Below are 25150 nucleotides of genomic sequence, written 5' to 3'. Positions count from 1 at the left end.
TGGAAGCCGTTATTCGCCCCCCGCACGCCACAGAAGGACCGTCCATGCGCGTTCACATTGCCACCGACCACGCCGGCCTGGAACTGAGCCACCATCTGATCAAGCATCTGACCGGCCAGGGCCACGACGTCACCGACCACGGCCCCACCGCGTACGACCCGGAGGACGACTACCCCTCGTTCTGCATCCGCGCCGCGCTCGCCGTCGTCGAAGACCAGGCCGCCGGCGTGGAGTCGCTGGGCATCGTGCTCGGCGGCTCGGGCAACGGCGAGCAGATCGCGGCCAACAAGGTCAAGGGCATCCGGGCCGCGCTGGCCTGGAACCTGGACACCGCGAAGCTGGCCCGCGAGCACAACGACGCCAACGTCGTCGCTGTCGGCGGCCGCCAGCACAGCGTCGAGGAAGCCACCGCCATCATCGAGGCGTTCCTGGCCGAGCCGTTCTCCAACGCCGAGCGCCACGTCCGCCGGATCGGCAAGATCGCCTCCTACGAGACCACCGGCGACATCCCGGCCTAACGGCCGCCGGTCATGCCAGAAGGCCATTCCGTCCACCGCCTGGCCCGCCAGTTCCAGGACGTTTTCGCCGGTCGGCGCCTCGCCGTGTCCAGCCCGCAGGGCCGCTTCGCCGCCGGCGCCGCCCGGCTCGACGGGGCGCGGCTGCTGGCCGCCCGGGCACACGGCAAGCAGCTGTTCCTGGAGTTCGACAACGGTCTCGTCCTGCGCGTGCACTTGGGTCTCTACGGGGCGTGGAGCTTCGGCGGGGACGAGAGCTTTCGCGGCGCCTCCAGCATCGGGGCGCCGCGCCGGGTGGGGGAGCAGGAAACGTACGACGACGATGCGCCGGCCGCGTACTCCGGTCCGCCGGAGCCGGTGGGCCAGGTGCGCGTCCGGCTGGTGTCGGCCCACGGCTGGGCCGACCTGCGCGGCCCGACCGCCTGCGAGGTGCTCACGCCCGCGGAGGCGTCCGCCGTCGTCGGCAGGCTGGGGCCGGACCCGCTGCAGGACGCGGCCGACCGGGGCGCCGAGTTCGTCCGTCGGCTGACCGCGAAGCGCACCGCCGTGGGGCAATTGCTGATGGACCAGAACGTGGTGGCCGGGGTCGGGAACGTCTACCGCGCGGAGACCCTCTTCCGCCGTGGCCTGAACCCGTGGCTGTCCGGCCAACGGGTTTCGCCGGCGGAAGCGGCGCTGTTGTGGGCCGACATCGTGGACATCATGAGCGACGGTGTCCGCGACGGCAAGATCATCACCACGCGCCCCGAACACCGCGACGCCGAGGCCGCCGGCCGGTCGCTGCCGGTCTGGCCGGACAACGCCCACTACGTGTACAAGCGGCAGGGGATGCCGTGCCGGCTGTGCGGGACGCCGGTCGCCGTCACGGAGATGGCCGCCCGCAAGCTGTACTGGTGCCCAACCTGCCAGCGGGCCTGATTGGGCCTGAATGTTCGGGCCGCAGGGTAGCTGCCCGCCTGGTTCGTTGTGCCGCAGGGTTGCTGCCCGCCTGGTTCGTTGTGCCGCAGCCTGCCTACGCCGCCGGTGTGTGTCCACGTTGCCCACCCGCATTTTCGGCGAGGGCAGGGTTTATCTGCGAGGGCAGGGTCTATAGCCCCTGCCCTCGCAGATAAACCCTGCATTGGGGGAGTCGGGGTAAGGAGCGCATGTTTTCCGCCGCGTCGCGGCGCCCGCCTCCGCCGGTCCGCGGCGCCCTCCGATTTGTCGAACGGGCCCGCCCTCGTGCTAAAGTTTCATCGTCCTCGGGGATGTAGCTCAATGGTAGAGCCTCAGTCTTCCAAACTGATTACGCGGGTTCGATTCCCGTCATCCCCTCGCGTCAGGGAGGCGGTCCGGCACGGGCCGCCTTTTCTGTTCGCAGCCGATTCAGTCATGCGACATGTGCTGGCGGCGTCCGGTTGCACGGTGATTGTGCCGCAGGCCGGGAATGCCCGTAGACTTGCGTGTGCACTACGGGGCGTAGCGTAGTGGCTAGCGCGCCTGCTTTGGGAGCAGGAGATCGCAGGTTCGAGTCCTGTCGCCCCGACTCTGTATTCTTGGTGCAGATTTAACCCCAATAGCAATCAGGAGTTCTAACGCTGTGAAGAGCGCTGTCGAAAACCTCACCCCTACCCGGGTCAAGCTCAATGTTGAGGTCCCCTTTGAGGAACTCAAGCCCAGCATCGACGCGGCGTACAAGACCATCGCGAGCCAGATCCAGGTTCCGGGCTTCCGCAAGGGCAAGGTTCCGGCGAAGCTGATCGACCAGCGCGTGGGCCGCGGCTACGTGATCGAGACGGCTATCAACGAGGGCCTGAACGGCTTCTACCAGGGCGCCGTCGAAGAGACCGGCATCCGCCCGCTGAGCCGCCCCGAGGTTGAAATCACCGAGGTTCCCGACCCGGCCGCCACCGAGGGCCAGCTCGCCTTCCACGTCGAGGTCGATGTCCGCCCCGAAATCGAGCTGCCCGAGTACGCCGGCCTCGAGGTCACCGTCGAGGCTACCGAGGCCTCCGAGGAAGACATCCAGAAGGCGCTGGACGACCTGCGCGGCCGCTTCGGCACCCTGAAGGCCGTTGACCGTCCGGCCGTTGCCGACGACTTCATCACCATGGACCTGTCCGCCAAGGTGGACGGCGAAGAGGTGGATTCCGCCGCGGACCTGTCCTACCAGGTGGGCGCCGGCACCATGCTGGAGGGCTTGGACGAGGCCGTTACCGCGCTGAGCGCCGGCGAGGACGCCACGTTCGAGACCAAGCTGGCCGGCGGCGAGCACGCCGGTAAGGACGCCACGGTCACCGTGAAGGTTAAGGCCGTCAAGGAGCGCGAGCTTCCCGAGGCCGACGACGACTTCGCCCAGCTGGCCAGCGAGTTCGACACCATTGCCGAGCTGAAGGAAGACCTGGCCAAGCAGGCCGCCGACGCCAAGATCATGGAGCAGGGCGTCGAGGCCCGCGACAAGGTGCTGGACAAGCTGATGGAACTGGTCGAGGTTCCGGTTCCGGACTCCGTCGTCGAAGAGCAGATGGAACAGCACTTCCGCCCGGAGAACAGCCACGGTGAAGACCACGACACCGAGGAGCACCGCGCCGAGGTCCGCGAGAACACCGAGAAGGCCTTCCGCAACGAAATCGTGCTCGACGCCGTGGCCGACAAGGAAGAGCTGGGCGTCAGCCAGGCCGAGCTGATCGACTACATCGTGTCCTCCGCCGGCCAGTACGGCATGGACCCGAACCAGTTCGCGCAGCTGCTGGACCAGTCCGGCCAGGTCGGCATGATGGTGGGCGAGGTCCGCCGCCGCAAGGCCCTGGCCAAGGTGCTGGAGCTGGCCAAGGTCACCGACTCCAACGGCAACGAGGTGGACCTGAGCGACTTCGTCCGCCCCGCCGGCGAAGAAGAGCCCAACGTCGAAGACATGATCCAGGCCGCCGAGGCCGAGGCCGCCAACGCCGAGGCCGGAGAAGCCGAAGCGGACGCTGCCGACACCGAGTCGATCGAAGACACCGACGCTGCCGAAGAGGCCGCCGAGGACGCACCGAAGAAGTAGTAGCGGCGCTGCCGCTGGACGGACCGCCGGATTCCCTTCACGGGGAACCGGCGGTCCGCCGCTTTAACTCCCGGGAACGACGCCGGTGCCCGGCTGCGGTGCGCGGGTTCCCTTCCGGGGCGGCAGCGCGTGCCGGTGGAACCGGGCCCCGTCCGGGCTGGCCGTGCCCCCCAAAGGTCGCTCCGCCGTCGTTATTTTCTGCTGCTGGCAGAGCGCTTTCCCGCGCCATCACGGGCCTGATGCGCCGTCAGCGAACAGCGCGCCGTGCGGGAGGAATCGGGCAGCGGAACACGTTACTGTCCAAGTAGGTAAACGACCTTAGGGCCACCGGTGACGGTACCGCCCGGGGAAGAAGCGAGAGGTATTTCAGCATGTCGAATGAATCCGCCACTCCGAGAATGGCTTCGGTCGAAGCGGCCAGCCGCGAAGACTACATCTACAACCGCCTGCTCAAAGAGCGCATCATCTGGCTGGGCTCCGAGGTGCGCGACGAGAACGCCAACGCCATCTGCTCGCAGCTGCTGCTGCTCTCGGCCGAGGACCCGGAGAAGGACATCTACCTCTACATCAACTCGCCCGGCGGGTCGGTGACCGCCGGCATGGCCATCTACGACACCATGAAGTTCATCCCGAACGACGTGGTGACCGTGGCCACCGGTCTTGCGGCCTCCATGGGCCAGTTCCTGCTCTCCTCGGGCACCAAGGGCAAGCGCTACGCCACCCCGCACGCGCGCATCCTGATGCACCAGCCCTCCGGCGGCATCGGCGGCACGGCCTCCGACATCAAGATCCAGGCCGAACTGATCCTGCACATGAAGCAGGTCATGGCCGAACTGACCGCCGAGCAGACCGGCCAGTCGGTGGAGCAGATCCTTATCGACAACGACCGCGACAAGTGGTTCACGGCCGAGGAAGGCCTGGCCTACGGCTTCTTCGACAAGATTTCGGCCCACGCCGGCGGCGTCTCCGGCGGCGGCGGGACCCAGAGCGGCTCCGCCTCCCAGGATTCCTGAGCCCACGCGCCACCGACCCGAATACAAGCAGGAGAATCTCATGGACTACAACTTCGGTGCCGCTGCCGGCGGTTTCGCCGCCAACATGCCGCAGAACCGCTATGTGCTGCCCCAGTTCGAGGAGCGCACGCCCTACGGCTTCAAGCGCCAGGACCCCTACACCAAGCTGTTCGAGGACCGGATCATCTTCCTGGGCGTCCAGGTCGACGACGCCTCTGCCGACGACGTCATGGCCCAGCTGCTGGTCCTCGAGTCGACGGACCCGGACCGCGACATCACCATCTACATCAACTCGCCGGGCGGGTCGTTCACCGCGATGACCGCGATCTACGACACCATGCAGTACATCCGCCCGGAAATCCAGACCGTCTGCCTGGGCCAGGCGGCCAGTGCCGCGGCCGTGCTGCTGGCAGCGGGTACCCCGGGCAAGCGGCTGGCCCTGCCGAACGCCCGCGTGCTGATCCACCAGCCGGCGCTGGGCGGCGGCGAACACGGCCAGGCCTCCGACCTGCAGATCCAGGCCGACGAGGTCATGAGGATGCGCAAGTGGCTGGAGGACGCGCTGGCCATGCATTCGGGCAAGGACGCCGCGCAGGTCAACAAGGACATCGAGCGGGACAAGATCCTCACGGCCGCCGGCGCCTTGGAATACGGGCTGATCGACCAGGTGCTCGACTCCCGCAAGATCCACAAGCCGGCGATCACCAAGTAGATACCGTAAAATAGTCTCAATGCCTGCACTGCCCGTGGCGCGTCATATCGCACCGCGGGCAGTGTTGTTACTGAAACTGTCGGCGCAGTGAATTAGAGTTGTTGTCAGCTGGCCTCGGCGGCGCAGCGCCTGCCCGGCAATAATCGGGCGGTGCAGCTGCCGCGGCAAGTTGCCGACGTAGACCAAGTAAGGGGACGGATATGGCTCGCATAGGTGAGAGCGCTGACCTGCTCAAGTGCTCTTTCTGCGGCAAGAGCCAGAAACAGGTCCGCAAGCTGATCGCCGGCCCCGGCGTGTACATCTGCGACGAATGCATCGAGCTCTGCAACGAGATCATCGAAGAGGAACTGGCCGAGGTGTCGGACCTGGGCAGCTTCGAACTGCCCAAGCCGCGGGAGATCTTCGACTTCCTGCAGGAATACGTGATCGGCCAGGAGCCCGCCAAGCGGGCGCTGGCGGTGGCGGTCTACAACCACTACAAGCGGATCCAGTCCGGGCATGCGCCCAAGGGGACCGCCAACCTCTCCGATGCCAGCCCGCTGGAGGACGTGGAAGTTTCCAAGTCCAACATCCTGCTGATCGGGCCCACCGGCTGCGGCAAGACCTACCTGGCGCAGACGCTGGCCCGGCGGCTGAACGTCCCGTTCGCCGTCGCGGACGCCACGGCGCTGACGGAAGCCGGCTACGTGGGCGAAGACGTGGAGAACATCCTGCTCAAGCTCATCCAGGCCGCCGATTACGACGTGAAAAAGGCCGAGCAGGGCATCATCTACATCGACGAGATCGACAAGATCTCGCGCAAGAGCGAGAACCCGTCCATCACCCGTGACGTCTCCGGGGAGGGCGTCCAGCAGGCGCTGCTGAAGATCCTCGAGGGCACGGTCGCGTCCGTGCCGCCGCAGGGCGGCCGGAAGCATCCGCACCAGGAATTCATCCAGATCGACACCACCAACGTGCTGTTCATCGTCGCCGGCGCCTTCGCCGGGCTGGAGGAGATCATCGGTTCGCGGGCCGGCCGCAAGGGGATCGGCTTCGGCGCCCCGCTCAAGGACGCGGCGGGGGAGAAGGACAGCTACGGCGAGGTCATGCCCGAAGACCTGCTGAAGTTCGGCCTGATCCCGGAGTTCATCGGCCGCCTGCCGGTGATCACCACGGTGTCCAACCTGGACCGCCCGGCCTTGATCAAGATCCTGACCGAACCGAAGAACGCCCTGCTGCGCCAGTACCAGAAGATGTTCCAGCTGGACGGCGTGGAACTGAGCTTCGAGCAGGAAGCGCTGGAGGCCGTGGCGGACCTCGCGCTGGAACGGGGCACCGGCGCCCGCGGGCTGCGCGCGATCATCGAAGAGACCCTGCAGCCGGTCATGTTCGACCTGCCCAGCCGCGAGGACATCGCCTCCGTCGTGATCACCGCGGACGTGGTGCTGAACAAGGCGGAACCGGCGCTGATCTCCCACGACGTGGTCGCCAAGCGCCGGAACAAGTCGGCCTGACACTGCACTGCTCCGGACCACCGGACGATCGATCGAGGACCAGACAAGGGGACACACTATGGCCCGGACCGGCGGAAGCGCAGAGCTGCTCACGTGCTCGTTCTGCGGCAAAAGCCAGAAGCAGGTGAAGAAGCTCATCGCCGGCGGCGGCGTGTACATTTGCGACGAATGCGTCGGGCTGTGCAACGAACTGCTGGAGGAAGAATTCGGCGCCGGTGCCGCCTCCGAACTGCTGGAGCTGCCCAAACCGCGGGAGATCTATGGCTTCCTGCAGGAGTACGTGATCGGCCAGGAACCCGCCAAGCGTGCCCTGGCCGTGGCCGTGTACAACCACTACAAGCGCATCCGCACCGGCCACGCCGCCCCCGGCAGCGCCGGCCTGGCCGCCGCCGGCGGACTCCAGGACGTGGAAATCGCCAAGTCGAATGTCCTGCTGATCGGCCCCACCGGCTGCGGCAAGACCTACCTGGCCCAGACGCTGGCCCGCCAGCTGAACGTGCCGTTCGCGGTGGCGGACGCGACGTCGCTGACCGAAGCCGGCTATGTGGGCGAGGATGTGGAGAACATCCTGCTCAAGCTGATCCAGGCCGCCGGCAACGACATCAAAAAGGCCGAGCAGGGCATCATCTACATCGACGAGATCGACAAGGTGACCCGCAAGAGCGAGGGCCCCTCGATCACCCGCGACGTCTCCGGTGAAGGCGTGCAGCAGGCCCTGCTGAAAATCCTGGAAGGAACCGTCGCTTCGGTGCCACCGCAGGGCGGGCGGAAGAACCCGCAGCAGGAGTTCCTCCAGATCGACACCACCAACATCCTCTTCATCGTCGCCGGGGCCTTCGCCGGCCTGGAAGAAATCATCGGCTCGCGGGCCGGACGCAAGGGCATCGGCTTCGGCGCGCCGCTCAAGGACGCCGTCGCCCAGCAGGACAACTACGGCGAAGTCATGCCCGAAGACCTGCTCAAGTTCGGGCTGATCCCGGAGTTCATCGGCCGCCTGCCGGTGATCACCACCGTGGCCGAGCTCGACAGGCCTGCGCTGATCCGGATCCTCACCGAGCCGAAGAACGCGCTGATCCGCCAGTACCAGAAGATGTTCCAACTGGACGGCGTGGAGCTGTCCTTCGAGCAGGACGCCCTGGAAGCGGTTGCCGACCTGGCGCTGGAACGAGGAACCGGCGCGCGGGGCCTCCGGGCCATCATGGAAGAAACTCTGCAGCCGATCATGTTCGACCTGCCCGGCCGCCACGACATCGCCACCGCCGTGATTACCGCCGAGACGGTCCTGACCGGGTCGGACCCCACCCTCATCCCGCACGACGTCGAAGCCATCCGCCGCCGCGATTCCGCCTGACCGCCCGTATCGGGGGCGCCGGCCGGTGCACGGGCACCTGCCGGGTCGGCGGAACAAAACCGCCGGCGGCGCAGTTACCCACAACAGTACGTATAACCAGTCCTCAAGAAGGAGCCCTTGCCGTATGTCTGAAAGCGCTGCGCCGTCCACCGTTGACTTCTGGTTCGATCCGGCCTGTCCGTTCGCCTGGATCACGTCCCGCTGGATGCTGGAGGTGGAGAAGGTCCGCGACGTCAAGGTCGACTGGCACGTGATGAGCCTGGCCGTGCTCAACGACGGCCGCGACGAGCTGCCGGAGGAGTACAAGGAATTCCTGAAGAAGGCGTGGGGCCCGGTCCGCGTGATCATCGCCGCCCGTGAACTGCACGGCGAGGCCTACGTGGGGAAGGTCTACGACGCCATGGGCACCCGCATCCACAACGAGGGCAACAAGGACTATGAGGCCGTGACTGCCGCCGCGCTGGAGGAGGTCGGCCTGCCCTCCGACCTGGCCCGCTTCGCCACCTCCGACGAATATGACGAGCAGCTGCGCGCCAGCCACGAAGAAGGCATCTCCAAGGTGGGCGACGAAGTGGGCACCCCCGTCGTGGCCTTCAACGGCACCGCCTTCTTCGGGCCGGTGCTGACCCGCATCCCGCGCGGCGAAACCGCCGGAAAGATCTTTGACGGCGCCGTGGCCCTGGCCGAGTTCCCGTACTTCTACGAAATCAAGCGCTCCCGGACCACCAGCCCCGAGTTCGACTAACCGTTCGGGCCTGGAGCGAACGCCTCAAGCGGGCGTCGTCCGCGGGACCCTGACGCCGCCGGCCGGCGCGCCCTGGTTTCGGAAAACAATTCACGAAACTATGGCGTGTCGGCTTGCGCAGGAGTATAAATATCTATACGCATCCCCAAAAGATGCGGGACCGAACACCAAAGATTCAGTGACAAGTAGTGGACCAGTTCCACAAACTGCCAGCCTGTGACGAGGCTCGGAAGACCTGAAGATCGGCGGAGTTCGCGAGACCCAAAGCGTCACCTTTGGATCAAAGAGTCGAAGCCCCACCAACGGCGAAACGCTGATGGGGCTTCCCCTCGTTAACGGGGCCGGAACCGGCTGCCGAACGTCGTGGAGCCAGCTACTGGGCAGGCCCTGACGCAGCTATCGGGCCGGCCAAGCCTCTGCTGCTCGACCGGCCGTGGCCCTGCTACTCGGCCGGTGCCTCGGCGGCCGCCAGCTCGACCTTCGTGACGGTCAGCTCGCCCTCCGCCTCGTTCAGCAGGACCTCGCGCGCATTGCCGGCGGCCTTCAGGTCGCCGAGCCCTGCCTCAAGTTGGGCCACCTGTGCGGCCGATCCGGTGATGGTCGCGGTGAGGACCTCGGTGCGCTGCTTGACCTTGGCTTCGGACTTCGCCTTGCGGATGCCGCCCAGCGCCTGTCCGACCGTCCCGAGCAGCCCCGTGTCGGCGGCGGAGGCAATCGAAGCGAGCCCCGCCGTCGTCGGCCATTCGGCGCGGTGCACGGAGCCGGCGCGCCACCAGCTCCAGACCTCTTCGGTGGCGAAGGGGAGGAACGGTGCGAAGAGACGCAGCAGGGCATCGAGCGTGGTGGCCAGCGTGGCCAGGACCGACGCCTGCTCCGCCTCGCCGGCGGCACCGTAGGCGCGGTCCTTGATCAGCTCGACGTAGTCGTCGGTGAAGGACCAGAAGAAGCTTTCGGTGACCTGCAGGGCGCGCGCATGGTCGTACTTCTCGAACGCGGCCGTCGCGGTCTCCACCACCTCGGCCAGCTGGCCCAGCAGCGACTTGTCCAACGGGTTGGTAACCACGGCGTCGTCCTCGGCAAGCACCGAAGCCTCGGTGGCACCCAGGTTCAGCACGAACTTGGAAGCGTTCAGCAGCTTGATGGCCAGGCGGCGGCCGATCTTCATCTGCGCGACCTCGTAGGCGGTGTCCGCACCCAGCTTCGCCGAGGCCGCCCAGTAGCGCACCGCGTCCGCGCCGAACTGGTCCAGCACGTCCGTGGGGACCACCACGTTGCCCTTGGACTTCGACATCTTCTTGCGGTCCGGGTCCAGGATCCAGCCGGAGAGCGCCGCGTGCTTCCACGGCGCGCAGCTGTTCAGCGAGTCGCCGCGCACCACGGTGGAGAACAGCCAGGTGCGGATGATGTCGTGGCCCTGCGGGCGCAGGTCGAACGGGAAGACGTTGTTGAAGAACGACTCGTCCCGGCTCCACTTGCCGACGATCTGCGGAGACAGCGAGGACGTGGCCCAGGTATCGAGCACATCGGCGTCGCCGATGAAGCCGCCGGGCTGGTTGCGCTGCGACTCCTCGTAGCCCGGGGCGGGGTCAGCGGCCGGGTCCACCGGCAGCATCTCGTCGGAGGGCACCACGGGGTTGTCGTAGTCGGGGTTGCCGGAGGCGTCCAGCGGGTACCAGACCGGGATCGGTACGCCGAAGAAGCGCTGGCGGGAAATGAGCCAGTCGCCGTTGAGTCCTTCGATCCAGTTCTCGTAGCGCGAGCGCATGAACGCCGGATGGAATTCGATCTCCCGCCCCCGGCTGATCAGCCGTTCCCGCCGGTCCGCGTCGCGGCCGCCGTTGCGGATGTACCACTGCCGTGAGGTGACGACCTCCAGCGGCTTGTCGCCCTTTTCGTAGAAGTTGACCGGGTGGGTCATCTTCTGGGGCTCGCCGTCCAATTCGCCGGCCTCGGACAGCAGCTCCACGATCTTCTCCTTGGCGGAGAAGACGGTCTTGCCGGCCAGCTCGGCGTAGTTCGCCTTGCCTTCCTCGGTGGTGATCCACTCCGGGGTGTCGGCCATGATGCGCCCGTCGCGGCCCACGATGGAGCGGGTGGGCAGCTGCAGTTCCCGCCACCACGTCACGTCGGTCAGGTCGCCGAAGGTGCAGACCATCGCGATGCCGGCGCCCTTGTCGGGCTTGGCCAGCGGGTGGGCCTTGACCTCCACCTCCACGCCGAACAGCGGGGACTTCACGGTGGTGCCGAACAGCTTCTGGTAGCGCTCGTCGTCGGGGTTGGCCACCAGTGCCACGCAGGCGGGCAGCAGCTCGGGGCGGGTGGTCTCGATGTGGACCTTTTCGCCGTCGGCGGTTTCGAAGGCGTAGCGATAGTAGGCGCCGGGCATCTCCCGGTCCTCGAGCTCGGCCTGCGCCACGGCGGTGCGGAACGTGACATCCCAGAGCGTGGGGGCCTCGGCCATGTAGGCGTCGCCGGAGGTCAGGTTGGCCAGGAAAGCCCGCTGGGAAACGGAGCGGGACACATCGTCGATGGTCCGGTAGGTCAGATCCCAGTCCACCGACAGGCCCAGGGTGCTGAAGAGGTTCTCGAAGACCTTCTCGTCCTCCACCGCCAGGGTTTCGCAGAGCTCGATGAAGTTCCGGCGCGAGACGACGTCGAAATCGCGCTGGTTCTTCGCCGGCGTGGCTGGCGGCTGGTAGTCCGGGTCGTACGCCACCGACGGGTCGCAGCGGACGCCGTAGTAGTTCTGCACCCGGCGCTCGGTGGGCAGGCCGTTGTCGTCCCAGCCCATCGGATAGAACACATTCTTGCCGCGCATCCGCTGGTAGCGGGCCAGCACGTCGGTCTGGGTGTAGGAGAACATGTGTCCCACATGCAGCGAGCCCGAAGCTGTCGGCGGGGGAGTGTCGATCGAGTAGACCTGCTCCCGCGTGGTCTCGGGATTGAACTTGTAGGTCCCCTCCTCTCGCCAGCGCCGGGTCAGGGCGTCCTCAAGGCCTTCAAGGGCGGGCTTGTCGGGAACGTTAACGGTAACGGGCGTGTCTGTGCCCGGGGTATGTTCTGCCATGCTGGCCATTCTTTCATGCCGGGCAGGGAATGAAGATTCTGCACGACGGCGGCGCAGCACCTGATTGCCCCGGCTCGCCGCGAGGGCCCGGGACGGCGTGCAGCCCTACCCGCCGCAGCGGGTCCTGCGTAGGATGCGCCCATGGCGAACGTTCATATCAAGCGCGTCTACGAACCCGCCGACGACGGCGACGGCTACCGGGTGCTGGTGGACCGGATCTGGCCGCGGGGCATCAGGAAGGAGGGCGCCGGGGTGGACCTGTGGCTGAAGGAGGCGGGAACCTCGGCCGAGCTGCGCAAGGAGTTCAGCCACCGGCCGGAGAAATTCGACGCCTTTGCCGTGGCGTACCGGCAGGAACTGGACGGTTCGGAGGCGCTGGAGCGGCTGGTGGAGCTGGCGCGCGAGCAGCCCAAGCTCTGCCTGCTGTACGGGGCCAAGGACAAGGAGCACAATCAGGCAGTGGTGCTGCGCGGGATGATTTTGGAGCACCTCGGTGTGGAATCCGGCTGACGTACCGCGGGACACCCGGGGCGCAAGGAACACCTGGGGCGCAAGTGGCCAAGGCCGGGTCGACGGCGGGGCGCCTCCGGTCAGGAGGCACCGTGCCGGGGGCCTCGCCGCCTTCGCGCTGCCGGCTGCTGCGGCCTTGGCCGCTTCGGTGTCGGGGTGCGGTGCTTATGCGGGGCCTGGCGCGGCTCCACCGTGTCTCCCGCCGGAATATTCAGTCAGTCCGACGGAAGCCCGACCAGGACAGACCGTCACCGTGGCGGCTGCCGACGCCGACTGCAATCCCCGCTACGGCAGCAATGCCCAGATTGAGGTGACGGTGGTGGACGCGTCGGGAGCGGAAATCGTCAACGCCACCGCCCCTATGAACGACGGCGGCGGCTTCAGCTACGCGTTCGTCATCCCCGAACAAGCGGCCGCGGGCGAGGCGGTTGTGACGGCCATGCCCCGCAACATCGACTGGTGCGATGACACCGGCCGGAACAATAGGGCCGCCACGGTTGCCGGCGACCAACTGAAAAGGGCGGCCTGCGCGGTCCCCCTTAGACCGCTCACCGTCGAGCGGTGAAGTCGCCCGAAGTCGCGCGGTGAATGTCACCTCTGAACCACTTTCTTGGTCTGCCGCTACGCTGTGGTTCATGAGCAGGCGCGCAATAGTCACCGGAGCAAGTTCGGGTATCGGGGCAGCTACCGTTCGGGCGCTGCGGGGAAGCGGCTGGGACGTGGTGGCAGTTGCCCGCCGCGCCGAGCGGCTGGCCGCGCTCGCCCGGGAGACCGGCGCCGTCGCCATGCCCGCGGACGTGACCGACCAAGCTTCAGTGGACCGGCTCGCAGCCACGGTCTTGTCCGATGGCGGGATTGACGCGCTGGTGAACATCGCCGGGGGAGCCTTCGGCGTGGACACCATCGGCGAGGGAAAGCCGGCCGATTGGCAGAAGATGTACGAGGTCAACGTCCTCGGCTCGCTGCGGATGATTCAGGCGTTTCTTCCGGCCCTGCGCGACAACGGTGAAGGCTCGGTGGTGCTGCTGACGTCAACGGCCGGGCTGGTGGCCTACGAAGGCGGTGGAGGTTACGTAGCAGCCAAGTTCGCCCAGCACTCGATGGCCAATACCCTGCGCCTGGAAGAAGCGGAACACAACGTGCGCGTGATCGACATCCTGCCCGGCCTGGTGCAGACGGAGGAGTTCTCATTGAACCGGCTCGGCGGTGACCGGCAAGCGGCCGAGAACGTCTACGCCGGTGTGGAGAAACCGCTGCTGGCCGAGGACGTAGCCGGCGTCGTGGCGTACTCGCTCAACCTGCCGCATCACGTCAACCTGGACCAGATCGTCATGCGTCCCGTGGCCCAGGCCGCCGCGCACAAGCTGATCCGGAAGTAGCAAGCGCCAAAGCCTGGCGATTCCCCTTTCTCTGTGCTGGGGACACCTGGCTCAGGCCCGAAGTTGGCGCTGATCCGAAAGCTGACGTCGCTTCACGACCGCGCGCATGAGGGGCGCAAAGGCGCGTCGGCCAACCACGGGACGAATACGACATCCGCGAACAAAGCCGGCTTTTCGCCCGCGTTTCGACAGCCGCGCCGCCGGGGCCGTAAACTTGAGTCATCAGCGCTGACCCGGCCATCACCGGTGAGCTTCCGGAAGAACAGCCCAGGCCAACATCTTGGGCCCAGTAGAACCGGACGGGTATGCCCGTCACAGCAGCGAATGAGTGGCTGTCCCTTTGCGCCGGTTCCGGCGTATCAGGCCGGCAAGTGAGGTGGTACCGCGGGTTCCGCCCCGGCAGCACGGTGAGGCTTTTCAGCCGCACCGGAGGCACCGGAGCAGGGCACGTCCTCGCAGAAGTACCCACACTTGCCGAGCTGTCTTTCCAGGATGACGAACATGCCACAGATCTATCCCAAGGCTTCCACCGCCGGCGCTGCCGCTGCCGAAAGCTCGCCTAAGTTCCCCGAGATCGAGGAGCTGGTGCTCAAATACTGGCAGCAGGACGGCACCTTCCAGGCCTCCGTCGATGCCCGCGACGCCGGCAGCGACGGCAGCAACGAGTTCGTCTTCTACGACGGCCCGCCCTTCGCCAACGGCCTGCCGCACTACGGCCACCTGCTCACCGGGTACGTCAAGGACCTGGTGGCCCGTTACCAGACCCAGCGCGGCCACAAGGTGGAGCGCCGCTTCGGTTGGGACACGCACGGGCTGCCGGCCGAGCTGGAAGCCATGAAGCAGCTGGGCATGACGGACAAGCAGCAGATCCTGTCCATGGGCATCGACAAGTTCAACGACGCCTGCCGCACCTCCGTGATGAAGTACGCCGACGAATGGCAGAACTACGTCACCCGCCAGGCCCGCTGGGTGGATTTCGAGAACGACTACAAGACGCTCAACGTCGAGTACATGGAGTCGGTCCTCTGGGCCTTCAAGCAGCTGCACGAAAAGGGCCTGACCTACCAGGGCTTCCGCGTGCTGCCGTACTGCTGGCGGGACGAGACGCCGCTGTCCAACCACGAGCTGCGGATGGACGACGACGTCTACAAGATGCGCCAGGACCAGACGGTCACGGTCACCTTCCCGATCCGCGCCGACGGGTCGGACAACGCGCTGGCGGCGGAGCTTGCCGGCGTCAACGCGCTCGCCTGGACCACCACGCCGTGGACGCTGCCCACCAACGCAGCCCTCGCCGTCGGGCCCGAGATCAGCTACGCGGTGCTGCCGGCCGGCCCCAACGGGACGCAGGCCGCGGGGGAGAAGTTCCTGGTCGCGGAGGACCTGCTGGGCTCCTACGCCAAGGACCTGGGGTACGACGACGCCGCTGCCGCCACCGAGGCGGTGGCGGCCCGGTACGTGGGGGCCCAGCTGGCCGGGCTGCGCTACGAGCCGCTCTGGGACCACTACGCGGACGCCGCGAAGTGGGGCACCGGCAACGCCTGGCAGATCGTCGTGGCCGACTACGTGACCACCACCGACGGCACGGGCTTGGTCCACCAGGCGCCGGCGTTCGGCGAAGACGACCAGAAGGTCTGCGAAGACAACGGCATCCCCGTGATCGTCTCCGTGGACGAGGGCGCCAAGTTCCTGCCCTACTTCGCCGAGGGCCCGCTGGCCGAAATCGCCGGCGTGCAGGTGTTCGAGGCGAACAAACCGATCACCCGGGTGCTGAAGTCCGACGGCCGGCTGGTCCGCCAGGCCAGCTACGAGCACAGCTACCCGCATTGCTGGCGCTGCCGCACGCCGCTGATCTACCGCGCCATCTCCTCCTGGTACGTGGAGGTCACCAAGTTCAAGGACCGCATGGTCGAGCTGAACCAGCAGATCAATTGGATCCCGGAAAACGTCAAGGACGGCCAGTTCGGCAAGTGGCTGGAGAACGCCCGCGACTGGTCCATCAGCCGCAACCGCTTCTGGGGTTCGCCCATCCCGGTGTGGGAATCGGACAACCCGGACTACCCGCGCCGCGAGGTGTACGGCTCGCTGGCCGAGCTGGAGGAAGCGTTCGGCACCCTGCCGCGCAACCACGACGGCGAGGTCGACCTGCACCGCCCGTACATCGATGAGCTGGTCCGGCCCAACCCGGACGACCCGACCGGCCAGTCCATGATGCGCCGCGTGGAGGACGTGCTCGACGTCTGGTTCGACTCCGGTTCGATGCCCTACGCCCAGGTGCACTACCCGATGGAGAACAAGGACTGGTTCGACAGCCACAACCCGGCCGACTTCATCGTGGAGTACATCGGCCAGACGCGTGGCTGGTTCTACACCATGCACGTGCTCGCGACCGCGCTGTTCGACCGCCCGGCCTTCCGCAACGTGATCAGCCACGGCATCGTGCTCGGCTCCGACGGGCAGAAGATGTCCAAGAGCCTGCGCAACTACCCGGACGTGTCCGAGGTCCTGGACCGCGACGGCTCCGACGCCATGCGCTGGTTCCTGATGGCCTCCCCGATCCTGCGCGGCGGCAACCTGATCGTCACCGAGCAGGGCATCCGCGACGGCGTCCGCCAGGTGATGCTGCCGCTGTGGAACGTGTGGCACTTCTTCAAGCTCTACACCAACTCCGCGAACAACGGGGCAGGCCATGACGCCGTCTCCGTCCTCGGCGATACCGAACGGATCAAGGGCATGGAGTCCCTGGACCAGTTCATCCTGGCCAACACCGGGGACCTGGTCCGCGACATGACGGTCGCCCTCGATGCCTACGACGTCTCCGGCGCCTGCGACGCGCTGCGCGAGTACCTGGACACCCTGACCAACTGGTACGTCCGCCGCTCCCGCCAGCGGTTCTTCGACGAGGACCGCGACGCGTTCGACGTGCTCTACACCGCGCTGGAGGCAGTCTGCCGCGTGGCGGCCCCGCTGCTGCCGCTGGTCACCGAGGAGATCTGGCGCGGGCTGACCGGCGGGCGTTCGGTCCACCTGACCGACCTGCCCGACGCCGGCGAGTTCCCGCAGCTGGCCGAACTCGTGGAACTGATGGACGCCACCCGGCAGATCTGCTCCTCCGGCTCGAGCCTGCGCAAGGCCGCGAACCTGCGCGTGCGGCTGCCGCTGGCCTCGCTGACCGTGGTGGTGCCGGGCGCCGAGCGGCTCTCCGGCCAGTACGCCGTGATGATCCAGGACGAGCTGAACATCAAGTCGGTCCGGTTGATCGACGCCGCCGACGCCGCCCCGGAAGAGTTCGGCATCTCGCAGAAGCTGGTGGTCAACGCCCGTGCGGCCGGCCCGCGGCTGGGCAAGAACGTGCAGCAGGCCATCAAGGCCGCCAAGTCCGGTGACTGGTCGGTGGACGACGCCGGCGCCGTCACCGCCGGGGGACTGCTGCTCGAGCCGTCGGAGTACTCCCTGGAAACCGTCGTATCCGGGGACGCCGCGGCCGGCGCGGCGGTCACCATGCTGCCCGGCGGCGGGTTCCTGGTGCTGGATACCACCGTGACCGCCGAACTGGAGGCCGAAGGCGTGGCCCGCGACTACGTGCGCACCATCCAGCAGGCACGCAAGGATGCCGGATTGGTGGTCAGCGACCGCATCCGCACCACGGTGACGGCGGACCAGTCCGTCCTGGACGCGCTGACCCTGCACCAGGGGTTGGTCACGCAGGAAACCCTCACCGTGGACCTGGTCCTGGTGGCCGGGGACGGCGACGCCGTGTCCGTGGAAAAAGCCGGATCCTGAAGGGACACCAAACCATGAGTGATGAATTCGGCGTCGAGAGCGTCTACGCGGAACTGCTGGGCCGCGCCCCGGAAAACAAGATGGAACCGCGCATGGAACCGCTGTTCCGGGCGATGGACATCCTCGGCGAACCGAACAAGGCCTTCGCCAGCATCCACCTGACCGGCACGAACGGCAAGACGTCCACGGCCCGGATCATCGAGGCCGGGCTGCGGGCGCACGGACTGCGGACCGGCCGCTACACCAGCCCGCACCTGTCCAAGGTGACCGAACGGATCAGCATCGACGGCGAGCCCGTTGCCGACGAGACGTTCGTGCGGGTCTGGGACGAAATCCGGCCGTACCTGGAAATCGTCGACCAGGAACTGGACGCCGAGGGCGCGCCCCGGTTGACCTATTTCGAGTGCGTGACCATCCTGGCCATCGCCATCTTTGCCGACGAGCCGGTGGAGGTGGCGGTGATCGAGGTTGGCCTGGGCGGCATCACCGACGCCACGAACGTGGTGGACGGCCAGGTCTCGGTGATCACCCCGATCTCGCTGGACCACACCGACCTGCTCGGCGACACCACCGAGGACATTGCCCGGGAGAAGGCCGGGATCATCAAGCGCGGCGGCTACCTGGTCAGCGCGGCCCAGCCACTGGACGCAGCCCAGGTGCTGCTGGAACAGGCGCGGGACCTTCAGGTGCCCTTCCGCTTCGAAGGCGTGGAGTTCGGCGTCGAGTCCCGCAAGGTCGCCGTCGGCGGCCAGCAGCTGACCATCAACGGGCTGGCAGGCCGCTACCAGGACCTGCTGCTGCCCCTGCACGGCGCGCACCAGGCCCAGAACGCGGCGGTCGCCGTGGCCGCGCTGGAAGCGTTCCTCGGCGGCGGCGAAAAGGAACTCAACGTGGAAGTCCTGCGCGAGGCGTTCCTGGAGGTGACCTCGCCGGGCCGGCTGGAAGTAGTGCGCACAGCGCCGACGATCATCGTGGATGCCGCCCACAACCCCGACGGGATGAAGGCCAGCGCGCAGGCCATCCTGGAGGCGTTCAACTTCACGAAGCTCATCCCGGTGGTCGGCGTCCTGCAGGAAAAGGACGCCGTCGGCCTGCTGGCACAGCTGCGCGAGCAGCTCAGCGACCTCACCGACGAAATCTGCGTCACCGAGTCCAACTCACCGCGGGCCATTCCCGCCGAGCAACTGGCCGAGGATGCCATGGCCGCCGGTTTCGCCGAGGACGCCGTGCACATCGCGCCCCGGCTCGACGACGCGATCGAATGGGCCGTCGGGCGGGCCGAAGCCGACAACGACCTCGCCGGCGGCGTGCTGATCACCGGGTCCATCACCCTGGTCGCCGACGCCCGCATCCTGCTAGGAAAGTAACAAGATCCATGGCCAAACTGACCAAAGCCCAGCGCGAGTGGCGTCCGGACATGCCGAAGAAACGGCGCTCGATCAAGACGATGTTCGCCTCCACCGTGCTGCTGCTGGAAGCCTTCGTCGCCTTCTTCGCCACGCTGGTGGTGTTCGGGCTCTACCGGGACGACGTGCCGCCGGCGCTGATCCTCGGGCTCGGGATCGGCCTGAGCGTCCTGCTCGTGCTCTGCTGTGCCCTGCTCCGCCGCCCGTCCGGCTACGCCATCGGCTGGGCGATGCAGGTGCTCCTGATCGCCACCGGCATCGTCGAACCGGTGATGTTCGTCGTCGGCGTGCTGTTCGCGCTGTCCTGGTGGTACGCCGTGCGCACGGGCGGCCGGCTGGACCGTGAGAACGCGCAGCGCGACGCGGAACAGGCGGAATGGGAACGCCGGCATGGCACGGGGGCCGGCACCGGGGACGCCTCCGCGGCCGGCGCCGCGGAGGGAACCGCCGGTGGCCCGGAGGCCGGCACCGCGGACGACGCCGGGCGCTGACCTGCGCTGCCCGCGCGTCCCGTTAGGATTGAACGGGGTTTTCGGAGCTAATCGTGAAGCGAATGAGGAGAAATTGTGAGCGTTGAACGCACACTGGTACTGGTCAAGCCTGACGGCGTGTCCCGCGGTCTCACTGGCAGCATCCTGGCCCGCATCGAGGCCAAGGGCTACACGCTGGTCGAACTGAAGCTGGTCAACGCCACCCGCGAACTGCTGGAGCAGCATTACGAAGAGCATGTCGGCAAGCCGTTCTACGAGCCGCTGGTCGAGTTTATGCTCTCCGGCCCGGTCGCCGCCGCCGTGTTCGAGGGACACCGGGTGATCGAGGGCTTCCGGTCGCTGGCCGGGACCACCGACCCCACCACCGCCGCCCCCGGGACGATCCGCGGCGACTTCGGCCGCGACTGGGGCGTGAAGGTGCAGCAAAACCTCGTGCACGGCTCCGACTCGCCCGAGTCCGCCGCGCGCGAGATCGGGATCTGGTTCTCCTAGACCCCCCTGAAGCAGCAGAGGCCGCGGCCCCCGACGGGGACGCGGCCTCTGGTTTATCCGGGTTCAGCCCTGGAAGGCAATCGCGGCGAGTCCAGGCTGTCCGGCAGCCAGGGAAGGCCGTCCCGGTCAGCCCAAAAAGGCGTCGATGAAGGCCAGGAAGATCGACCCGGCGGTCACGATCCACAGCAGGGCGGTCAGGGTCCAGGCCCAGCTGCCGGCGAAACGGACCACCGCCGCGGGCGCCTTGATCACGCCGTGCGCCAGGTTCCGCGCCGTCGTGTGCACCAGCATCGGGATCATGGCGGCCCACACGCCCATGCAGTACAGGCACAGGATGTGGATGTCGTAGAGCGCCTGGCTCCACAACCAGACGACGAAGACGAAGCCCAGCGTGACGCCGGCCTGCAGTCCCATCCAGTACCACCGGCGGAACCGCGCCCCCGCAAGGATTGCCACCGCCGTCGTGATGGGAACCGCGAAGGCGACGATCCCGATCAGCGGGTTGGGGAAGCCGAAAAGCCCGGCCTGCCAGTGCAGGAACACCTTGCCGCAGGAGACCCACGGGTTGATGTCGCAGCTGGTCACATGGCCCGGATTTTCGTAGGTGGCCAGCCGCTCCAAAACCAGGATGCCGGACATGATCCAGCCGACAACACCGGTGGCCAGCAGCAGCCACGCGAAGGGTTTCTCCCGGGCAACGCCGGGAACCCCGCTGTCCGGGAGTTGGCCGGGCGCTGTCGCGGCCGGGGGTGTGGAGGTCTGCGCGTGGGTCTGCACCGTGTTCCTCGGGCTAGGGGGCATGTGGCTCGATTCTACGCCGGAGAGAACGCCCATTACTCACTAAATCGCACCCGGTGTGAGAGAATGATCGTGGCTAACAGCAGCCCCACATGCTGCTGTTGGTCCAGCGACAGGCTTCCAGGTCCGTCGGCGACGCTTCCCGAACAAGGAGCCCATCAATCCGGATGGGCGCTGGGAATCCGCCGGGCGGCCCTGCCGGTGAAGAGAAGGTTACGGCAGACGGAAAAGCGCCGCTGGTCCCCGGGTGTGCCGCGCCCCACGTGATGGCGCGAGCTCGGGTGATACCAAGACGACTTTCGGTGTCGGGCAGCCCAAGGCACCCGTATACCCGGCTACATGCCCCCAAGGGCACCGGGATGTGGCCGGTGCCGCAAGGGTTGGAGCACAACTTTAAATGGACAATGAACAGGTAATTCCCGCTACCTCCTCTCCGGTCGACGCGCCGGAGGTACCAGCCAAAAAACCGCCGCGGCCCCGCCGCAAGCCCACTGTGTCCGCACCGTCGCAGGACCAGTTGGACGTTGAACTGCCCGCAGCGGCGCACACCGGCCCCAACAACGACGGCGATGCCTCCGCCGCTTCCCCCGCGGCCACGGCGTCCGACGCCGCGATAGCCGCCGGGGAACAGCCGGCAGGGGAGCAGCCCGCAGGCCAGGACTCCGCAGGCGGCCAGCCCGCCGAGGCCGCTCCGGCGACCACCCGGGCCCGCCGGCCGCGCAAGACAGCCGCCCAAAAGGTTGCCGAAGCGGCGGCCGCCCAGGACGCTCCGACGGAAGATGCCGCCGCGGCGGAGGCGGGCACCGTCCCCGCAGCCGCCGGTGAACCCGACGCCGACCAGCCGGGCGAAGAAGCGCCGCCCGCCAAGACCCGCACGCGCCGGCCGCGCAAGACCGCCGCCGACAAGGCCGCCGAAGCCGCCGCACAGGAAAGCGTTCAGCAGGACGGCGCCGATGCGCAGCCGGCCGCCGAACCCGCCGAAGTCGAAGGCGTCTTGGCCGCCGAACCCGCCGAAGCCGAAGGCGTCCTGGCCGCCGGAGAAGCGGCCGAGCCCGCCGAACAGCTGGCCGGCCGACGTCGCACCGCCGCCACCCGCACCCGCCGCAGCACCAAGGCCCAGGCCACCGCGGCAGCAGCCGCCGAACTGACCGTCGCCGAAGGCGAAGCCCCGGCCACTACCCCCGCCACCACCGCACCCGCCGCCACGCAGGGCACCCCGGTGGCGGCCGACGGAGACGCCGCCCAGGCCGTCGCCGGACACACCGCCGGGACGGAAACCGAAGCCGGAAGCACGGCAGGGGAGCAGCCCGCAAAGGCGCCCGCCCGCCGTCGTCGTTCCACCGCGGCCGCCGCCCCTGCTGTTGAGGAAGCCCCTGCTGTTGAGGAAGCCCCTGCTGTTGAGGAAGCCCCCGCCGCCACGGAGACGGCGCAGGCCGCGCCCGAAGCGGAGCAGTCCGCCGCCGGGGGAGACCCGGCCGAAGAAGCCTCCGCCGAGGCGGGACTCGGCGCCGATCCCTTCACAATCCCCTCCTCGCCGGTTTCCCTGCTCTTCCACGCCCCGGACCTGTCCGCCGTCGCTGCCAAGCCCGAACCGGCCGCCGCCGCCGGCGAGTCGGACGAGGACGACGAGGACGGCGGGCGTCGCCGCAGCCGACGCAACCGCCGCGGCCGCACCCGCAACCGCTCCGAGGCCGAAACCGGCAGCGACGAGGCCGGCAGCACCGAAGAAAGCGACGCGGCCGCCGAAGCCGCTGACGAGGGTGCCGCAGGGGAGAAGGACGGCGTGACCTCGCGTCGCCGCCGCCGTCGCCGCCGCGGGGATGCCGATCTTGAACTCACCGGCGGTGCCGACGACGACCCGCCCAACACGGTCACCCGGGTCCGGGCACCGCGGCCGATCACCGAGACCGCCCCCAGCAACAAGGTGGCCTCGGTCAAGGGGTCCACCCGGCTGGAGGCCAAGAAGCAGCGCCGGCGCGAATCGCGCGAGACGGGCCGCCGCCGCCAGGTCATCACCGAGGCCGAATTCCTGGCCCGCCGCGAATCCGTCGACCGCCAGATGGTGGTCCGCCAGCGCGATGACAGGATCCAGATCGGCGTGCTCGAAGACGGCGTGCTGGCCGAGCACTTCGTGTCCAAGACCCAGCAGGACTCGTTGATCGGCAACGTCTACGTGGGCAAGGTGCAGAACGTGCTGCCCAGCATGGAGGCGGCCTTCATCGACATCGGCCGCGGCCGCAACGCCGTGCTCTACGCCGGCGAGGTCAACTGGGACGCGGCACACCTCGACGGGCAGCCGCGCCGGATCGAACTCGCGCTCAAGTCCGGCGACTCGGTCCTGGTGCAGGTCACCAAGGACCCGGTGGGCCACAAGGGCGCCCGCCTGACCAGCCAGATTTCGCTGCCGGGCCGCTTCCTGGTCTACGTGCCCGGCGGCTCCATGACCGGCATTTCCCGGAAACTGCCCGACGTGGAACGCAACCGGCTGAAGAAGATCCTGAAGGAACATGTTCCCGACGGCGCCGGCGTGATCGTCCGCACCGCGGCCGAAGGCGCCAGCGAAGAAGAGCTGATGAACGACATCAACCGGCTGCGGGCGCAGTGGGAGGGCATCGAATCGCGTGCCGGGTCCACCAAGACGCTGGCACCGGAGCTGCTCTACGCCGAGCCGGACCTGACCATCAAGGTGGTCCGCGACGTGTTCAACGAGGACTTCTCCAAGCTGGTCGTCTCCGGCGAAGAAGCCTGGGACACGATCGAGGCCTACGTGACCTATGTGGCCCCCGACCTGGTGGACCGGTTGGAGAAGTGGACGTCGGAGACGGACATTTTCGCCGCCCAGCGGATCGACGAGCAGATCCACAAGGCGCTGGACCGGAAGGTCTTCCTGCCCTCCGGCGGTTCCCTCGTGATCGACCGCACCGAGGCCATGACCGTGGTGGACGTCAACACCGGCAAGTTCACCGGCTCCGGCGGCAACCTGGAAGAAACCGTCACCAAGAACAACCTGGAAGCGGCCGAAGAGGTGGTCCGCCAGCTGCGGCTGCGTGACATCGGCGGCATCATCGTCATCGACTTCATCGACATGGTGCTGGAGTCCAACCGCGACCTGGTGCTGCGCCGGCTGGTGGAATGCCTGGGCCGCGACCGGACCAAGCACCAGGTGGCCGAAGTGACCTCGCTGGGCCTGGTCCAGATGACGCGCAAGCGCATGGGCACAGGGCTGCTGGAAGTCTTCGGCGAGCAGTGCGAGCATTGCGCCGGCCGCGGCGTGATCACCCACGATGAGCCGGTGGAACACCGCCGCCCCGCCGCGGCTACCGAGCACCACCAGGTCCGCATCGAGAAGCGCTCCGAACGGCAGTCGCGCAGCGAGAAGCGCCGCAACCGCGGCCAGGGCGGGCAGGAGACTGCCGCCGAAGCCCCGGCCGCCGTGGGCCATGACGACGACGCCGAGCGCCGGGCCAAGGCCGAGGCCGCCCGCGCGGCACTGGCCACGATCGCCGCCGCCGCGCACGCCGCCCACGAGGCGGAAGAGCACCCGGAGACGGCCAAGGCCAAGCAGCAGGGCGGCGAACAACCCGCCGGCGCCGGCAAGCCCGAAGCGGCGGCGGCCGGTACGCCCGCCGGAGCGTCGGGCCAGCCCTCCGGGCGCAAGCGCAGGTCGCGCCGCGCCGACGATCCCGGCGTGGCACCCGCCGTGCCCGCGGCCCCGGCCGGCGACGGACCAGAAACCGCCGTGCTCGAGATCAACGGAGAGACGGTGGCCATCCCGCGCGCCGTGCACAGCCCGGCGACCGCCCCGGAAGAGCCGTCGCTGACCTTGGAGAGCCTCACCGAGGCCTTCAACAAGGTAGCGCCGGTGGAGAAACCGGAGCCCAAGGTTGCTCCGGTGGAGAAACCGGAGCCGGCCGCGGCGGAGACATCCGGCGCTGCTGCCGAACCACAGGCCGCACAAGGCGACGCCCGGCCCGCGGTGGCCGCCGAACCGCAGGCGCCTGCGCCGGCCGCCGTCCGCAAGCCGCGTCGCCGTCGTGCCGCCAGCAGCCCCCAGGGTGCCGCCGACGCTCCCGTCCAGACGGTGGACGCTATCCCGGCGGAGAACGACGGCGGCCACCGCCACGCCGCCACGGCCCCGGCCGCGTCCGCACTGGCCGAAGCGGCAGCGGACAAGAACGAAGCCGCCGCTCCGGTGGTGCTGGGTGTAGGAGTACCGGCCTCGGAACTGTAGGCAGGGTCGTATGCCCGGGCAGGCCGCGGACCGCATCGGTTCCGCGGCCTGCCTGCGTCTGGTGCGGCTGTGCCTGGTTCCGTGCCTGGTTCCGGCTGGGCTGCCCGGTGCCCGCCACCGCTGGCCGGCCGGCAGGTGC

Annotated in this window: 18 protein-coding genes and 2 tRNA genes; 18 read left to right on the top strand and 2 right to left on the bottom strand. The window is 68.0% G+C overall.

Features of this window, described 5'->3' with window-relative positions; translation table 11 throughout:
* Window positions 1-44: 44 nt before the first annotated feature.
* The 10 genes from AC5RVG_RS12850 to AC5RVG_RS12805 all read left to right on the top strand — a co-directional run bounded on the left by AC5RVG_RS12850 (window position 45) and on the right by AC5RVG_RS12805 (window position 8854).
* A complete protein-coding gene (locus AC5RVG_RS12850) occupies window positions 45-518 on the top strand; it encodes a ribose-5-phosphate isomerase (RefSeq protein WP_494014107.1) in 474 nt (157 codons plus the stop codon).
* A 12-nt stretch (window positions 519-530) separates the two neighbouring features.
* A complete protein-coding gene (locus AC5RVG_RS12845) occupies window positions 531-1433 on the top strand; it encodes an Fpg/Nei family DNA glycosylase (RefSeq protein ID WP_494014106.1) in 903 nt (300 codons plus the stop codon).
* A 325-nt stretch (window positions 1434-1758) separates the two neighbouring features.
* A tRNA-Gly gene (locus AC5RVG_RS12840) sits at window positions 1759-1829 on the top strand.
* Window positions 1830-1967: 138 nt separating this feature from the next.
* Window positions 1968-2040 (top strand) — tRNA-Pro (locus AC5RVG_RS12835).
* 54 nt (window positions 2041-2094) lie between these two features.
* Complete coding sequence (gene tig, locus AC5RVG_RS12830; protein ID WP_494014105.1) at window positions 2095-3540, top strand: trigger factor; 1446 nt, start codon at window positions 2095-2097, stop codon at window positions 3538-3540.
* A 371-nt stretch (window positions 3541-3911) separates the two neighbouring features.
* Window positions 3912-4553 (top strand): ATP-dependent Clp protease proteolytic subunit, encoded by a 642-nt coding sequence (locus AC5RVG_RS12825; RefSeq protein ID WP_493977439.1) that lies wholly within the window; start codon window positions 3912-3914, stop codon window positions 4551-4553.
* A gap of 40 nt (window positions 4554-4593) precedes the next feature.
* A complete protein-coding gene (locus AC5RVG_RS12820; RefSeq protein WP_493977440.1) occupies window positions 4594-5265 on the top strand; it encodes an ATP-dependent Clp protease proteolytic subunit in 672 nt (223 codons plus the stop codon).
* A gap of 200 nt (window positions 5266-5465) precedes the next feature.
* A complete protein-coding gene (clpX, locus tag AC5RVG_RS12815; RefSeq protein ID WP_493977441.1) occupies window positions 5466-6758 on the top strand; it encodes an ATP-dependent Clp protease ATP-binding subunit ClpX in 1293 nt (430 codons plus the stop codon).
* A gap of 58 nt (window positions 6759-6816) precedes the next feature.
* The gene (gene clpX, locus AC5RVG_RS12810) at window positions 6817-8109 is read left to right on the top strand and encodes an ATP-dependent Clp protease ATP-binding subunit ClpX (protein WP_494014104.1); all 1293 of its coding nucleotides are present in this window, start codon (window positions 6817-6819) and stop codon (window positions 8107-8109) included.
* Between the two features lie 124 nt (window positions 8110-8233).
* A complete protein-coding gene (locus AC5RVG_RS12805; protein ID WP_494014103.1) occupies window positions 8234-8854 on the top strand; it encodes a mycothiol-dependent nitroreductase Rv2466c family protein in 621 nt (206 codons plus the stop codon).
* Window positions 8855-9296: 442 nt separating this feature from the next.
* On the opposite strand, the gene valS is transcribed toward AC5RVG_RS12805, so the two are convergent.
* Window positions 9297-11921 carry a valine--tRNA ligase gene (gene valS, locus AC5RVG_RS12800; RefSeq protein WP_494014102.1) on the bottom strand — a complete coding sequence of 875 codons (2625 nt, stop codon included), beginning with the start codon at window positions 11919-11921 and terminating at the stop codon, window positions 9297-9299.
* Window positions 11922-12062: 141 nt separating this feature from the next.
* Between valS and AC5RVG_RS12795 the strand changes: the two genes are divergently transcribed.
* The 7 genes from AC5RVG_RS12795 (at window position 12063) to ndk (ending at window position 19982) form a co-directional block, all read left to right on the top strand.
* Complete coding sequence (locus tag AC5RVG_RS12795; protein WP_494014101.1) at window positions 12063-12431, top strand: DUF488 domain-containing protein; 369 nt, start codon at window positions 12063-12065, stop codon at window positions 12429-12431.
* A gap of 253 nt (window positions 12432-12684) precedes the next feature.
* Entirely contained in the window at window positions 12685-12996 is a 312-nt protein-coding gene (locus AC5RVG_RS12790) for a hypothetical protein (RefSeq protein ID WP_494014100.1), read from the top strand.
* Between the two features lie 70 nt (window positions 12997-13066).
* Window positions 13067-13810, top strand: coding sequence for an SDR family oxidoreductase (locus AC5RVG_RS12785; protein WP_494014099.1), 744 nt, complete (start codon window positions 13067-13069; stop codon window positions 13808-13810).
* A gap of 501 nt (window positions 13811-14311) precedes the next feature.
* The gene (gene ileS / locus AC5RVG_RS12780) at window positions 14312-17593 is read left to right on the top strand and encodes an isoleucine--tRNA ligase (RefSeq protein WP_494014098.1); all 3282 of its coding nucleotides are present in this window, start codon (window positions 14312-14314) and stop codon (window positions 17591-17593) included.
* A 14-nt stretch (window positions 17594-17607) separates the two neighbouring features.
* Window positions 17608-18960, top strand: a complete 1353-nt coding sequence (locus AC5RVG_RS12775) for a bifunctional folylpolyglutamate synthase/dihydrofolate synthase (protein WP_494014097.1) — start codon at window positions 17608-17610, stop codon at window positions 18958-18960.
* 8 nt (window positions 18961-18968) lie between these two features.
* Window positions 18969-19490, top strand: coding sequence for a DUF4233 domain-containing protein (locus AC5RVG_RS12770; RefSeq protein WP_494014096.1), 522 nt, complete (start codon window positions 18969-18971; stop codon window positions 19488-19490).
* A 75-nt stretch (window positions 19491-19565) separates the two neighbouring features.
* Window positions 19566-19982: a nucleoside-diphosphate kinase gene (gene ndk / locus AC5RVG_RS12765; protein WP_493977451.1), complete on the top strand. Its 417-nt coding sequence runs from the start codon at window positions 19566-19568 to the stop codon at window positions 19980-19982.
* 126 nt (window positions 19983-20108) lie between these two features.
* On the opposite strand, the gene AC5RVG_RS12760 is transcribed toward ndk, so the two are convergent.
* A complete protein-coding gene (locus tag AC5RVG_RS12760) occupies window positions 20109-20783 on the bottom strand; it encodes a vitamin K epoxide reductase family protein (RefSeq protein ID WP_494014095.1) in 675 nt (224 codons plus the stop codon).
* A gap of 394 nt (window positions 20784-21177) precedes the next feature.
* On the opposite strand from AC5RVG_RS12760, the gene AC5RVG_RS12755 reads away from it, so the two are divergent.
* The gene (locus AC5RVG_RS12755; RefSeq protein ID WP_494014094.1) at window positions 21178-25011 is read left to right on the top strand and encodes an Rne/Rng family ribonuclease; all 3834 of its coding nucleotides are present in this window, start codon (window positions 21178-21180) and stop codon (window positions 25009-25011) included.
* Window positions 25012-25150 lie beyond the last annotated feature (139 nt).

Source organism: Arthrobacter senegalensis (assembly GCF_059091765.1).
Note: the sequence above shows the minus strand (reverse complement) of the source record. Positions and strands in the feature narration are given on the sequence as shown.

What these genes read in the sequence shown, in the direction of transcription:
- AC5RVG_RS12850 (WP_494014107.1), top strand. Translation starts at nt 45, where the DNA reads ATGCGCGTTCACATTGCCACCGACCACGCCGGCCTGGAACTGAGCCAC.
- AC5RVG_RS12845 (WP_494014106.1), top strand. Translation starts at nt 531, where the DNA reads ATGCCAGAAGGCCATTCCGTCCACCGCCTGGCCCGCCAGTTCCAGGAC.
- AC5RVG_RS12825 (WP_493977439.1), top strand. Translation starts at nt 3,912, where the DNA reads ATGTCGAATGAATCCGCCACTCCGAGAATGGCTTCGGTCGAAGCGGCC.
- AC5RVG_RS12820 (WP_493977440.1), top strand. Translation starts at nt 4,594, where the DNA reads ATGGACTACAACTTCGGTGCCGCTGCCGGCGGTTTCGCCGCCAACATG.
- clpX (WP_493977441.1), top strand. Translation starts at nt 5,466, where the DNA reads ATGGCTCGCATAGGTGAGAGCGCTGACCTGCTCAAGTGCTCTTTCTGC.
- clpX (WP_494014104.1), top strand. Translation starts at nt 6,817, where the DNA reads ATGGCCCGGACCGGCGGAAGCGCAGAGCTGCTCACGTGCTCGTTCTGC.
- AC5RVG_RS12805 (WP_494014103.1), top strand. Translation starts at nt 8,234, where the DNA reads ATGTCTGAAAGCGCTGCGCCGTCCACCGTTGACTTCTGGTTCGATCCG.
- valS (WP_494014102.1), bottom strand. Translation starts at nt 11,921, where the DNA reads ATGGCAGAACATACCCCGGGCACAGACACGCCCGTTACCGTTAACGTT.
- AC5RVG_RS12795 (WP_494014101.1), top strand. Translation starts at nt 12,063, where the DNA reads ATGGCGAACGTTCATATCAAGCGCGTCTACGAACCCGCCGACGACGGC.
- AC5RVG_RS12785 (WP_494014099.1), top strand. Translation starts at nt 13,067, where the DNA reads ATGAGCAGGCGCGCAATAGTCACCGGAGCAAGTTCGGGTATCGGGGCA.
- ileS (WP_494014098.1), top strand. Translation starts at nt 14,312, where the DNA reads ATGCCACAGATCTATCCCAAGGCTTCCACCGCCGGCGCTGCCGCTGCC.
- AC5RVG_RS12775 (WP_494014097.1), top strand. Translation starts at nt 17,608, where the DNA reads ATGAGTGATGAATTCGGCGTCGAGAGCGTCTACGCGGAACTGCTGGGC.
- AC5RVG_RS12770 (WP_494014096.1), top strand. Translation starts at nt 18,969, where the DNA reads ATGGCCAAACTGACCAAAGCCCAGCGCGAGTGGCGTCCGGACATGCCG.
- AC5RVG_RS12760 (WP_494014095.1), bottom strand. Translation starts at nt 20,783, where the DNA reads ATGCCCCCTAGCCCGAGGAACACGGTGCAGACCCACGCGCAGACCTCC.
- AC5RVG_RS12755 (WP_494014094.1), top strand. Translation starts at nt 21,178, where the DNA reads ATGGACAATGAACAGGTAATTCCCGCTACCTCCTCTCCGGTCGACGCG.